At 42.3% G+C, this 12,306-nt stretch carries 12 protein-coding genes; 4 read left to right on the top strand and 8 right to left on the bottom strand.

The genetic code is table 11. From position 1 onward, the window contains the following. Nucleotides 1-144 precede the first annotated feature (144 nt). From ACGF5R_RS19565 to ACGF5R_RS19555, 3 genes are read right to left on the bottom strand one after another with little or no spacing between them, the layout of a single operon-like run. Entirely contained in the window at nt 145-813 is a 669-nt protein-coding gene (locus ACGF5R_RS19565; RefSeq protein ID WP_112876828.1) for a PAS domain-containing protein, read from the bottom strand. A 17-nt stretch (nt 814-830) separates the two neighbouring features. Beyond that, nucleotides 831-1,514, bottom strand: a complete 684-nt coding sequence (locus ACGF5R_RS19560; RefSeq protein ID WP_112876827.1) for a PAS and helix-turn-helix domain-containing protein — start codon at nt 1,512-1,514, stop codon at nt 831-833. Between the two features lie 60 nt (nt 1,515-1,574). Further along, nucleotides 1,575-2,264, bottom strand: coding sequence for a PAS domain-containing protein (locus tag ACGF5R_RS19555; protein ID WP_387692312.1), 690 nt, complete (start codon nt 2,262-2,264; stop codon nt 1,575-1,577). A gap of 801 nt (nt 2,265-3,065) precedes the next feature. Between ACGF5R_RS19555 and tkt the strand changes: the two genes are divergently transcribed. Next, nucleotides 3,066-5,060, top strand: coding sequence for a transketolase (gene tkt, locus ACGF5R_RS19550; RefSeq protein ID WP_387692310.1), 1,995 nt, complete (start codon nt 3,066-3,068; stop codon nt 5,058-5,060). 106 nt (nt 5,061-5,166) lie between these two features. Here tkt and ACGF5R_RS19545 read toward each other — a convergent pair whose 3' ends face one another. After that, nucleotides 5,167-5,538, bottom strand: a complete 372-nt coding sequence (locus tag ACGF5R_RS19545) for an antibiotic biosynthesis monooxygenase (RefSeq protein WP_011145312.1) — start codon at nt 5,536-5,538, stop codon at nt 5,167-5,169. A gap of 16 nt (nt 5,539-5,554) precedes the next feature. Then, the gene (locus tag ACGF5R_RS19540) at nt 5,555-6,070 is read right to left on the bottom strand and encodes a MarR family winged helix-turn-helix transcriptional regulator (protein ID WP_387692308.1); all 516 of its coding nucleotides are present in this window, start codon (nt 6,068-6,070) and stop codon (nt 5,555-5,557) included. A 384-nt stretch (nt 6,071-6,454) separates the two neighbouring features. Between ACGF5R_RS19540 and epd the strand changes: the two genes are divergently transcribed. The 3 genes from epd (at nt 6,455) to fbaA (ending at nt 9,859) form a co-directional block, all read left to right on the top strand. Further along, nucleotides 6,455-7,474, top strand: coding sequence for an erythrose-4-phosphate dehydrogenase (epd, locus tag ACGF5R_RS19535; protein WP_112876822.1), 1,020 nt, complete (start codon nt 6,455-6,457; stop codon nt 7,472-7,474). An 82-nt stretch (nt 7,475-7,556) separates the two neighbouring features. Continuing rightward, nucleotides 7,557-8,720 carry a phosphoglycerate kinase gene (gene pgk / locus ACGF5R_RS19530; RefSeq protein WP_387692306.1) on the top strand — a complete coding sequence of 388 codons (1,164 nt, stop codon included), beginning with the start codon at nt 7,557-7,559 and terminating at the stop codon, nt 8,718-8,720. A gap of 62 nt (nt 8,721-8,782) precedes the next feature. Further along, nucleotides 8,783-9,859 (top strand): class II fructose-bisphosphate aldolase, encoded by a 1,077-nt coding sequence (fbaA, locus tag ACGF5R_RS19525; protein ID WP_387692304.1) that lies wholly within the window; start codon nt 8,783-8,785, stop codon nt 9,857-9,859. Between the two features lie 284 nt (nt 9,860-10,143). On the opposite strand, the gene ACGF5R_RS19520 is transcribed toward fbaA, so the two are convergent. Genes ACGF5R_RS19520 through ACGF5R_RS19510 form a run of 3 tightly spaced genes read right to left on the bottom strand, consistent with a single transcriptional unit; the run spans nt 10,144 to nt 11,903 of the window. Continuing rightward, a complete protein-coding gene (locus ACGF5R_RS19520) occupies nt 10,144-11,130 on the bottom strand; it encodes a hypothetical protein (protein ID WP_387692302.1) in 987 nt (328 codons plus the stop codon). A 16-nt stretch (nt 11,131-11,146) separates the two neighbouring features. Next, the gene (locus tag ACGF5R_RS19515; RefSeq protein ID WP_387692300.1) at nt 11,147-11,548 is read right to left on the bottom strand and encodes a hypothetical protein; all 402 of its coding nucleotides are present in this window, start codon (nt 11,546-11,548) and stop codon (nt 11,147-11,149) included. After that, entirely contained in the window at nt 11,523-11,903 is a 381-nt protein-coding gene (locus ACGF5R_RS19510) for a hypothetical protein (protein ID WP_387692298.1), read from the bottom strand. The genes ACGF5R_RS19515 and ACGF5R_RS19510 overlap by 26 nt, the downstream gene beginning before the upstream one ends. Between the last annotated feature and the right edge of the window lie 403 nt (nt 11,904-12,306).

The raw sequence follows: 12,306 nt of genomic DNA, 5'->3' as shown, positions 1-12,306 counted from the left end.
AATCGCCCCCGAAAAACACGGGGTGGGAAAACACCGAATGAATTATTTAAGGGAATACGAACATGTTTACTTCCAGATTAACGATGTTGCACTTATTATGTGAATCTACCTTGCCTTATAATAACTTGAATATAAAGATGATGTTTATGAGTAAGGGAATAAAAATCTCTCTGGTATATAAAGGTTAAAATTATTCATACGGCAGTACTCCTCAAATTGAGAATCAGAGTTAATTTTTAGTTTTTGATATGTTTTTTCTATCTGGTCTTTTACTGATTGATAAGGAATATTGAGTCTCTCACTGATTTCCCTTTTGCTGTGTTTTGCCAGAAATAGAAAAATAATTTCCCATTCTTGTTGAGAAAATTGTTCTGAGGGAGAACAAAACATAATGGAAGGCGGTAGTTTCCCATTGAAAAATTCTTTTAAAGCAAGCGCTTCCGCTTTCCGTCCATGAAAAATAATGCCAATACATTCATTATCTTCATTATAAAATGGGAATTTCTCGAAAAAATAGGAAGAAAGATGTTTTTCTTTGCCAAACCTATGAGTCTCTAATGAGGATATACTTTTTTCCAAACGCATGACAGTTCTGTCATGTCGTTGAAATTGCTCTTCAAAGATTGCTCCTGCCCAAGGTAATTCACAATCAAAACGCCCTTCGACGTTTAAATTAAGTGGGATATCTTGTAGCATAGCCATTGCTTTATTTTCATAAATAAAGCAAGTGCTTTTATCTTTAATTCCCCAAGGGTCATGGCTATTTTTTATGGTGTTTATTATTTGTGCTGATATGTTATTTGCTGTTTTCATCTGTTTTATTTACCACATTATATAAACATTTTACTTCCCGGTTTTAAAAATCTCTCAGGAACATAGAGATCAAAATCATTAAGGCGGCAGTATTCATCCAACTGTTGACCAGAGTTAATACCAATTTTCTTGTATATCCGTAACATATGCGTTTCTACCGTGCGATAAGAGATATTCAGTATTCGCCCGATTTGTTTACTGGTATATCTCTGTAGAAATAGAAAAATGACATCCCATTCCCGTTGAGTAAATAGCTCAGAAGGTGGCTGGAACATGATAGAAGCGGGAAGTTTACCATGAAAAAAGCGTGTCAGAGAAAAGGCTTCGGCTTTCCAGGCATGAAAAATAACGCCGACACATTGATTATCCCCATTATAAAAGGGAAATTTTTCAAAGAAATAGGAGGAAAGTAGTTTTTCTTTACCATATAAATGGGTTTCTAATGAACAGATTCTTTGTTCTGCTTGCATTACTGCTCTGTCATGGATCTGAAATTGTTCTGCAAAAGCGGCTCCTTCCCAAGGTAGATCATTGTCTAGACGTCCTTCTACATTAAAACCACGGGGAAGATCGCGCAACATAGCCATTGCCTTGTTTTCATAAACAAAACGGGAGTTTTGATCTTTTATGCCCCAGGGTTCATGACTGGTTTCCATTAGATTAATAATTTGAGGCGATACGGTTAATTTTTTATAGCTCACAACATAATTCCTATCATTATTAGAAAAATATCTGGGTTTTAGATTTGAATTAATAGAAACTTACAACTCTTGGCTGCCAATAGTAACGAATCTTTCTGGAATATATAGGTCAAACTTATTTGCTTTGCAGAAATCTTCTAATTTTATATGCAGCGGTAGATTAAATTTTTGATAAATTGACTGAATATGATGAATGGTATCTTCTGTGCTTATCATTAATTCTTCGCTGATACTCTCTTCGTCCGGTGTGCGAAAGGCCAGAAAAAGAACTTCCCATTCAGTTTGGGTTAGTATGTCGTTAGGCGGTGTAAATTCTAAAGCCGCTGGAGATGATTTTTCATGATAGTAAGCAGTAGAAAAGTTTTGGGCTTTGGACATGTGAAACGTGATGCCGATGCAGTTCCCATTTTCATCACAAAGTGGGTATTTATTACAGAGATAGGTTTGTTTGACTTTATTTCCTCCAAAAAGGTGAGTCTCAAGTGAAGTGACTGTTTTCATGGTTTGCATCACTTTTTGATCCTGACGACAATATTCTTCTGTATATTCTGCAATAGGTGAAGGTAATTCGTCCGTTACAAGCCCTGCAATATCGAAATCTTCAGGCAAATTGAGCAGTTGGTAAAAAGCAGGATTTGCGTATATAAATTTTGATTGGCGATCTTTAGCGCCCCACGGCTCATTACTTTTTTCCCACATGTAAATTAATTGCGGAGTGATATTATTTGGTCTGTTTTTGATATTTGACATGGAAGTGCCCTAGCTGTTAATTAAGTAATCATCTGTATGTCTATTTTATGTGTTCTATTTAAAATAACCTGATTGTATAATGGATTGCAATAATTAATTCGCAAAAAAATAATATTTTTTTATTTTATCTATATCTGTTAATTAAATTACTTATTATTTTAGGTAAAAATGTTATCATATAAAAAAATATAACTATAAGTATTATTTTATTTTAAATTGTTTATTTGTTTATTTGTTTATTTGTTTATTTGTTTATTTGTTTATTGATATTATAATAATATTGATTTTTGATTGGTGTTTTTTTTTACGTATTCACTATTGATAAATTAAATTATTAAGAGAACATTGCCCTATAATTCGGAACAATATAAAAAATCAATTTAGTTGCTGAAAATTGCCATAAATCAAGAATGTGTCGCCTCTTAATTGGTTATTTTATCTCTTGATTTGCAACTAATAGCTGTGTTTAATTAATTTACTCCTTTATATGCACAATGAGTTTGTTTATACCCGTTATCTTTCAAGTTGCCTCTTTGTTGGCTGCGCTCGCTCACCCCGGTCACATAGTTCTCTATGCTCCCGGGGATTCACTCCCTTGCCGTCGCGATGCATCTTGAAATCCATAGGGTATATTACTCTGATGATGCTGAAATTCATTGTAGAACAGTAAGGCAAATCAAAGAATTGTCGTTCAGATGAAATTAAGATAGTTTCCTGATATTTGGCTTTAAAGATTGCGGTTTGCGCACTGTGCTGAGAAAATTATTCCCCTAAACGTTTTTATCCCACTTGGAGTAGAAAATGACCACTCGTAAAACCCTTGCTAATGCTATTCGCTTCCTGAGCATGGATGCTGTGCAGAAAGCAAAATCAGGGCACCCTGGTGCGCCTATGGGAATGGCTGATATCGCTGAAGTTTTATGGCGTGATTATTTGAATCATAACCCAACTAATCCACATTGGGTCGATCGTGATCGTTTTGTATTGTCTAACGGTCATGGTTCTATGCTGATTTATAGCCTGTTGCATCTCACCGGTTATGGTGTTTCAGTTGATGATCTGAAAAATTTCCGTCAGTTACACTCTAAAACCCCAGGCCATCCTGAGTATGGCTATACTCCAGGCGTAGAAACTACGACAGGTCCTTTAGGGCAGGGGATTGCCAACGCAGTAGGTTTTGCGATTGCTGAACGCACTCTGGCCGCGCAATTTAACCGTCCTGGTCATGAGATCGTTGACCATAATACTTATGTCTTTATGGGTGATGGCTGCATGATGGAGGGCATTTCTCATGAAGTTTGTTCTCTGGCAGGAACATTAAAGCTAGGCAAGTTGGTTGCTTTCTATGATGACAATGGCATTTCCATTGATGGTCATGTTGAAGGCTGGTTTACGGATGATACGGCAAGCCGTTTTGAGGCTTATGGTTGGCATGTGATTCGCGGTGTTGATGGTCATAATGCAGATTCAGTTAACGCTGCTATCGAAGAAGCACGTAAAGTTGCTGATAAACCTTCTCTGCTAATGTGCAAAACGATTATCGGTTTTGGTGCGCCAACCAAAGCGGGGACCCATGATTCTCATGGCGCGCCATTGGGTGATGCGGAAATTGCTGCGACTCGTGAAGCACTAGGTTGGAATTATCCGGCATTTGAAGTTCCAGCGGAAATCTATTCTGAGTGGGATGCAAAAGAAGCTGGCAATGCGAAACAAGCCGCTTGGAATGAAAAATTCTCTGCCTATGAAAAAGCGTATCCTGAATTAGCCGCTGAATTCAAACGTCGTACCGGTGGCGAATTACCGGCAAACTGGGAAGCTGAATCAAAAGCATTTATCGAACAGTTGCAAGAAAATCCGGCCAATATTGCCAGCCGTAAAGCCTCTCAGAATGCCTTGGAAGCTTTTGGTAAGGTGTTGCCTGAATTTATGGGGGGATCTGCTGATTTGGCGCCAAGTAACCTCACGATGTGGTCAGGTTCTAAGCCGTTGAACGAAGATCAGGCAGGTAACTACATCCATTATGGCGTTCGTGAATTTGGCATGTCAGCCATTATGAACGGTATCGCTCTGCATGGTGGTTTTGTGCCTTATGGTGCAACCTTCTTGATGTTCGTTGAATATGCCCGTAACGCAGTGCGTATGGCGGCATTGATGAAAATTCGCAGCATCTTTGTTTATACCCATGATTCAATTGGTTTGGGTGAAGATGGTCCGACTCACCAGCCAGTAGAACAGCTTGCCAGTTTGCGTGTGACGCCAAATTTGAGCACATGGCGCCCATGTGACCAGGTTGAATCTGCGGTGGCGTGGAAATATGCTATCGATCGTAAAGCAGGCCCATCAGCGCTTATTTTCTCTCGTCAGAATCTGGCACAGCAAGAACGTACTGCTGAGCAGTTGGCTAATATTGAGAAAGGGGCTTACATCCTGAAAGATTGTCAGGGGCAGCCAGAACTGATTTTGATCGCAACGGGTTCGGAAATTGAATTGGCGGTGGATGCTTATAACCAATTGACTGAGGAAGGTCGTCAGGTGCGCGTAGTCTCTATGCCGTCTACCGACGCTTTTGATAAGCAAGATGCTGCATACCGAGAAGCGGTTCTGCCTGCTGCGGTTTCTGCACGTGTTGCAATCGAAGCGGGTATCGCCGATTACTGGTTTAAATATGTCGGTATGAATGGCGCTATCGTTGGTATGAATACATTTGGTGAATCAGCACCTGCTGATCAACTGTTTAAAACGTTTGGTTTCACTGTAGAGAATGTAGTCGCTAAGGCTAAAGCTCTGCTGAAATAATGAGTAAATTCATGAATGAGCGCACCTGAGGTAAATGTTGAGCGGGTGCGCTCTTTTTCTGTACGATGCCGTTATTGAAGATGGATTTGTGACGGTTTTCCTCGGCTTATGCCACGCAAATTCCAGGGACGGCTACTTTTTGGAATACGTGAGGCGAACCGACAATCCCATCAGGATACTTGGCGAGTTTCTCCTTGAATTCAGGGTCCGTGAACGCGGCGCGGAAACGCTCCAGACTCTCCCAAATGGCGTAGTTCATGAATGTGCCACTGCCAGCGATTCCGCGATGTAATTGTGCGGAAATCAGTCCTACCTTAGACCGGAAATATTCTGCATCTTCCTTCCAGGTTTCTATTAGGGTGTCAGCCATTGAGGGATCGACATGAAATATGTTCACCAGCACGATGGAGCCATCGGTGTTCGAAAATAACTGTTCCCGCAGGGTTACGTGGGTGTCCATTTCTTCTAGCTTGACCATTTCTATCTCCTGAAAATTATGTGTTTATATTTATGTTTGTATTGCTATCTGTAGTGCTATCTATAGTGCTATTTGGCACCGGTGACTCTTCCAGCTTCGTCTCCAAGCTAATCAATGTGTTTAATGTCACTTTTAGCTCGTTAGGATTAGAGGATTGCACCAGTGATCCGACCCATTCAGCTTCCAGCGATATCGCCGCATCAAAAGTACGCCAACCAAGCTCGGTCAGTTGATAGAGTGGTGAGCGTTCATGCCGAGGGTTAGTGATGGTTTTCACCATTCCTGAACTCAGCCCGAGATTCAATTGCTTTTGCACTCCTTGGCGTGTGATACCCATTGCGGCGGCAATCTGAGGCGCGGTAAGTGGATGTGGTGCGTGCGCAATCGCGCCAAGTACTTGCCATCTTGCACTCGTGATTCCTAACGGGGCAACGAGCTGATCCCCTTTAGAGAGCAGTAAGGCGTTGAGCCGAAATACCGCCAATGTGATCTCAGTGAATACCTCAAACGCTGAAGTTTTCTCGGTTGACACGATTTACTTCCTTTTCCTTAAATACATCAAAAAACGACAACCAGTTTCCACTTATTGAGATTAGATGTCAATATTTCAACAAGTGATATTGATGATCAATGTCGCAGTTGTGAGTAAATAACTGTGGGATTGTTTCTTTCTGCTTAAAGTTCGATATTTTCACTTCGTAGGTTGATCACTTTTTACTATTACTATTCGATTATTATTGCTATCAATTTCCTTTTCCCGTAACCTCATTATTTATAGCTGAATCGTTTCATTTTGTTATCTGAAGCGGTTTTTTGTGCTTGGTTTTAATAATTTTGTGATAAACAATCAGTACATGAGTGATTGAGTCGGTTATTCTAAGCGGTTGCGTAGTAATAACTATATTCAGGGAGTAACATGACAATTAAGGTAGCAATAAACGGTTTCGGCAGAATAGGGCGTAGTATTTTACGTGCTCTTTATGAGTCTGGACGTCGAGCTGAAATTGCGGTTATTGCTGTTAATGAGCTGGCAGATGCCGAAGGAATTGCTCACTTGCTGAAATATGACTCTAGTCACGGCCGTTTTGCTTGGGATGTGCGTCTGAATAATGATGTGTTGCAGGTTGGTGATGATAATATTCGCTTGTTTCATCAACCTGATATATCGATGTTGCCTTGGCAAGAACTGGGGATTGATATTGTTCTTGATTGCAGTGGGATTTATGGCAGCAGAGCTGATGGCGAGGCACATCTTGCCAGTGGCGCCAAAAAAGTGCTGTTTGCTCATCCGGGGGGTAATGATTTAGATGCGACTGTGGTTTATGGTGTGAATCAGCACTTACTGACAGCAGAGGATTGCATTGTGTCCAATGCTTCCTGTACCACTAATTGCATTATTCCCATCATTAAATTATTGGATGATGAATTTGAGATTGAATCGGGTACAGTGACAACCATTCATGCCTCAATGAATGACCAACCGGTGATTGATGCTTATCACAAAGATTTACGGCGTACTCGGGCTGCTAGTCAGTCTATCATTCCGGTGGATACTAAGCTGGCCGCAGGGATAACCCGGATTTTTCCAAAGTTCTGTGACCGTTTTGAAGCTATCTCCGTGCGTGTACCAACGATTAACGTTACAGCTATCGATTTGAGTGTTACGGTAAAATCTTCAGTAACTGTTAAGAAAATCAACGAATTAATGCAAAAATCAGCAGCTACTTCATTTCGTGGTATAGTTGACTATACCGAATTGCCGTTAGTCTCAACGGATTTTAACCACGATCCCCACAGCGCGATTGTTGATGGCACACAAACGCGAGTCAGTGGGCAACATCTGATTAAGACATTAGTCTGGTGTGATAATGAGTGGGGATTTGCTAACCGAATGTTGGATACAACGTTAGCAATGGCTGCTATGGGTTTCAAATGATCTGTTGTTGATCGACGGTCCATAATAGATCCGCACACGGCTCAAGATTAAATAATTTAGAGAATCAATGAGAGGATTCACCATGTCTGTAATTAAGATGACCGATTTAGATCTGGCGGGTAAGCGTGTTTTGATCCGCGCTGACCTGAACGTTCCGGTAAAAGATGGCAAAGTCACCTCTGATGCGCGTATCCGTGCTTCCTTACCGACCATTGAGACAGCATTAAAACAGGGTGCCAAAGTCATGATCACTTCTCACCTTGGCCGCCCTACTGAAGGCGAATACAATGAAGAATTCTCGCTGAAACCAGTAGTAGACTATCTAGAAGAGAAATTATCTTCCCCCGTTCGACTGGAAAAAGAGTATCTGGAAGGCGTGGATGTCGCGGAAGGTGAACTGGTTGTGCTGGAGAACGTTCGCTTTAATAAAGGTGAGAAGAAAGACGACGAAACTCTGGCTAAAAAATATGCTTCCCTGTGTGATATTTATGTCATGGATGCATTTGGTACTGCTCATCGTGCACAGGCTTCTACCCACGGAGTGGCTAAGTTTGCTCCTGTGGCCTGTGCCGGTCCTTTGTTGTCCGCAGAGTTAGAGGCATTAGGTAAAGCGTTAGATAATCCAGCTCGTCCAATGGTGGCTATCGTCGGTGGTTCTAAAGTTTCAACCAAGCTGACCGTTTTGGATACGCTGTCTAAAATTGCTGACCAACTGATTGTTGGTGGTGGTATCGCCAATACCTTTGTTGCCGCGGAAGGCCACAATGTCGGTCGTTCTCTCTATGAAGACGACTTGCTCCCGGAAGCGAAGAAATTGCTGATAAGCTGTGATATTCCGGTGCCAACCGATGTTCGTGTGGCGACAGAATTCTCTGAAACAGCCGAAGCAACCTTGAAATCTACCCGCGATATTAAAGATGATGAGCAGATCCTCGATCTGGGGGATGAATCTGCTCAACGGCTGGCGGATATTCTGAAAAACGCCAAAACGATTCTATGGAATGGCCCGGTTGGTGTATTTGAATTCCCTAATTTCCGTCAAGGAACGGAAATTGTCGCGCGCGCCATTGCTGATAGTGATGCTTTCTCTATCGCTGGCGGCGGCGATACGCTGGCAGCGATCGACCTGTTCGGTATTGCTGACAAAATCTCTTATATTTCTACGGGTGGTGGAGCTTTCCTTGAGTTCGTGGAAGGGAAAAAACTGCCTGCGGTTGTGATGTTGGAAGAACGTGCAAAACAGTAATTAAGTCATGACGGGTAGCGGCCGGTTGGTTGGCTACCCGCTCTAAACAGGACCCACGTAACATGTCTAAAATTTTTGATTTCGTAAAACCGGGTGTCATCACTGGTGATGATGTTCAAAAAGTGTTCGCTATAGCTAAAGAAAACAACTTTGCTTTGCCTGCGGTCAACTGTGTAGGTACTGATTCAATCAATGCCGTATTGGAAACCGCTGCCAAAGTTCGTTCTCCTGTGATCATTCAGTTCTCCAACGGCGGCGCAGCTTTTATTGCCGGTAAAGGTTTGAAAGTTGAAGGTCAACAAGCGGCTATTCTGGGTTCAATTTCTGGTGCTCACCATGTTCATCAGATGGCTGAATATTATGGTGTTCCTGTGATCCTGCATACTGACCACTGCGCGCGTAAATTGCTGCCGTGGATTGATGGCCTGTTAGATGCAGGTGAAAAGCATTACGCAGCGACGGGTAAACCCTTATTCTCTTCTCACATGATCGATCTGTCAGAAGAATCTCTGGAAGAGAATATTGAGATTTGCGGCCATTATCTGGCTCGTATGGCAAAAATCGATATGACGCTGGAAATCGAGCTGGGTTGTACTGGCGGGGAAGAAGATGGCGTTGATAACAGCCATATGGATAGCTCTGCGCTGTACACTCAACCGGAAGATGTTGCTTATGCTTATGAGAAACTGAATGCTATCAGCCCACGTTTCACTATTGCGGCTTCTTTCGGTAACGTTCATGGTGTTTATAAGCCGGGTAACGTTAAACTGACGCCAAAAATTTTGCGTAACTCTCAAGACTATGTTTCTGAGAAATTCAATCTGCCACATAACAGCCTGGATTTTGTTTTCCACGGCGGTTCTGGTTCTACCGGGGAAGAGATTAAAGAAGCGGTCAGTTATGGCGTTGTTAAAATGAATATCGATACTGACACCCAATGGGCGACTTGGGAAGGTATTCTCAACTACTACAAAAAGAACGAAGGCTATCTGCAAGGCCAGTTAGGCAATCCAGAAGGCGCAGATAAACCTAATAAGAAATTCTACGATCCACGGGTATGGTTGCGTGCCGGTCAGGTTTCTATGACTGCCCGTCTGGAACAGGCCTTCAAAGAATTGAATGCGGTTGATGTGTTGTAATTAACGAAAGAGTTCCCTCTGAATTTTCATTCAGAGGGAACAGAACGACATGACACTCCTGTGAGAGACAGCACGTGTGATATGCGCTGATCGAGTATGCCGGTGAAAAGAATCAGTCAATGGTGAGATAGACATTCCTTCATGTAGTCTCCATTCATGCCAGCGAACCCATTCAGGCGGGGAATCAAATGGATGCCTGAACATGTTGACCTTTTTTCAAGAATTGGGGCATGGAGCGCCGATTTGACATAATGATTTAAACTCTATTGTTCTATGGCCGGTTCTTACACGAAAATGCGTAGATTCAGGGCGGATTCATAGCTACTGCATATCTGTGCATCCCATATCTTCATGGTTTCCAGCAACGTCATGATGTGAACCAATGTGACGCGAGTTTCTTCCGCGGAGATGGCTGAAATATGCTCCAGCAGCTCATCGGTGATGAGATGATGACCACCTTCCTCATTGATAGCTGAATGGTCGATGATTGGTTTCCAGAATTTTTCAGGAAGATCGAGTGACTGGCAAGTGGTTACGAAGACATCGTTAAATTCTGGATAAGGTTCTTCGAACAAGAATAGTGCGGAGATGAAGCTCAGAAGGTGCTGACGCGCGAATGTGCCGAGGGTACAGAAAACGGAAAACGTGCTGGAAAGGGGAGTTGTTTCCTTAACCTGTTCCTCCGGGATCCCAGCTGCTGAGAGTGCTTTCAGCAGCAGAGTTTCATGATCGTGTTCTTCGAGAAAAAGCTGTTTTATTCCCTGAAAAACGGGATCTGGGCATTTATGAGACATCGCTGAGGCAATGATAAACGGCGCGGCTTTGACGATATGATAATATTCGATAGCAAAACTAATGAGCTGGGAACGGGTAGCTCGTCCTTCACTCATAGCAGTATAGAGTGCCGAATTACCCAGTTGCGCATGCCATACACGTGAATATCGTTTAAGCTGATTGGCAAATTGTTTGTCTGACAGGGTACCGCTGATGTTTGGATAATGACTTTCTGTCAGAAGATAATGGCTGTCGAGCTGTTCAATAATATCTTCTATTTCGTCAGATAATACTGGATGAGCCGCTTTTAGTTCGGCCTGAGTTTTCCCTCCAGCCTTCAAATCAGAGAGAAAATTGCCGAGTGAATTATCTTTCTTATCGAGAGAAAGCACCATTCCCTGCTGACGGTAGTCAATATAATGTTCTTCTCCGTGGCGGGCGTATTGCACGCCATCTCGAAAACGTGGAGTAATGAAACGTTGGGGTGAAGTCTGCATGACGGGCTCCGTTAAATTAAATATCTGACAGGCGACGAAGTAGAGGTTTGCTATCGTCTGAGTAATAATTCCAGACAGCACTGTGAAAATCATCGTAAAGCTCAACGAAGAGTTGGGTATTCGCAATCATACTCTTCATCTGGTCGTAACGGACAACAGGGATTTCATGAAAGAATTCACGGGTAAGAATTCCATGTTCGGCTTCAATATTAATATTTGCGTGTGCCTTAATTGGCTTAATAAAGTCAGGCGGAATTTTTCCGCTGCTTTCCATCGCCAAAATATAGCTGTTTACTTTAATATCTTTTCCTTCGAGGATACCCATAGTGCTGAAGAAGAACAGCGGATCGTTTGCTGACCAGTAGGCTAGGGCATTACAGAGAGCCAGAGTTTCAGGAAGCGGCAGGGTTTCTGCCATGTCTTCCCTTGCAATACCTAAATGGATTTAGTGCACTCAGAATAAGTTCATCATGTCCGTACTCCTCGCCGTAAAACTCATTCATAATGAGCCTAGCCTTCGTTGAAGGCAGGTAACTCAGAACCGGAGAGTCAAACCAGCTTTCACGGAATAGGAAGTGATAGTTTTCAATTGCCATACCGTAATAGACTTTTTCTGGCACATCCTGTGGGGATTGCATCGTTTGCCAGAATTTATTCTTATAGAGCATAGAATAAAGCAGGTTCGCCTGGAGATCTTCGAGAATCAGTATTGCTTCATCACCGGATACAAATTCTTCACCAGAGTTATTGATATAACCAATCTTATTGTTCACCAGAGCATTCAGAAACTCAGTGGCTTCTTCACCGTGAATTTTTGGGTGCTTCTCCAGGATGTTTTTCAGCGGAGTATTCCCGTCGCAGGCGTTGAGTACCGCATTCAGTCATTGATATTTCCGGAAAGATTTTCAACGTCGAAGGTTATATATTTATCGCTGAATACGAAACCACTGTCATTTTTTTCCAAATGGCCGAATATAGCGTAGTTATTTTTTTCCATAGTATTCTCTACCAAAAATAAAAACAGTCAGCTTGCTGGCTGACTGTTTAGGAGGGATTACAGGTGAGCTGCCATCAGAATAGGACGATCACTTTTCGGTTTGATAACGACCTTGGCTTTCTGCTTGGCAGCGGGGCTAGGAGTACTATTTGTTTTCTTGTCCATGATTTGCTCCATTA

Origin of the sequence: Photorhabdus sp. RM71S (genome assembly GCF_042879355.1) — a bacterium.
Taxonomy (GTDB): domain Bacteria; phylum Pseudomonadota; class Gammaproteobacteria; order Enterobacterales; family Enterobacteriaceae; genus Photorhabdus; species Photorhabdus kayaii.
Note: the sequence above shows the minus strand (reverse complement) of the source record. Positions and strands in the feature narration are given on the sequence as shown.

Excerpts from the sequence above, each read along its gene's own strand:
- ACGF5R_RS19515 (WP_387692300.1), bottom strand. The coding sequence starts at position 11,548 with ATGGCAGAAACCCTGCCGCTTCCTGAAACTCTGGCTCTCTGTAATGCC.
- ACGF5R_RS19565 (WP_112876828.1), bottom strand. The coding sequence starts at position 813 with ATGAAAACAGCAAATAACATATCAGCACAAATAATAAACACCATAAAA.
- ACGF5R_RS19545 (WP_011145312.1), bottom strand. The coding sequence starts at position 5,538 with ATGGTCAAGCTAGAAGAAATGGACACCCACGTAACCCTGCGGGAACAG.
- ACGF5R_RS19555 (WP_387692312.1), bottom strand. The coding sequence starts at position 2,264 with ATGTCAAATATCAAAAACAGACCAAATAATATCACTCCGCAATTAATT.
- ACGF5R_RS19520 (WP_387692302.1), bottom strand. The coding sequence starts at position 11,130 with ATGCAGACTTCACCCCAACGTTTCATTACTCCACGTTTTCGAGATGGC.
- pgk (WP_387692306.1), top strand. The coding sequence starts at position 7,557 with ATGTCTGTAATTAAGATGACCGATTTAGATCTGGCGGGTAAGCGTGTT.
- epd (WP_112876822.1), top strand. The coding sequence starts at position 6,455 with ATGACAATTAAGGTAGCAATAAACGGTTTCGGCAGAATAGGGCGTAGT.
- tkt (WP_387692310.1), top strand. The coding sequence starts at position 3,066 with ATGACCACTCGTAAAACCCTTGCTAATGCTATTCGCTTCCTGAGCATG.
- fbaA (WP_387692304.1), top strand. The coding sequence starts at position 8,783 with ATGTCTAAAATTTTTGATTTCGTAAAACCGGGTGTCATCACTGGTGAT.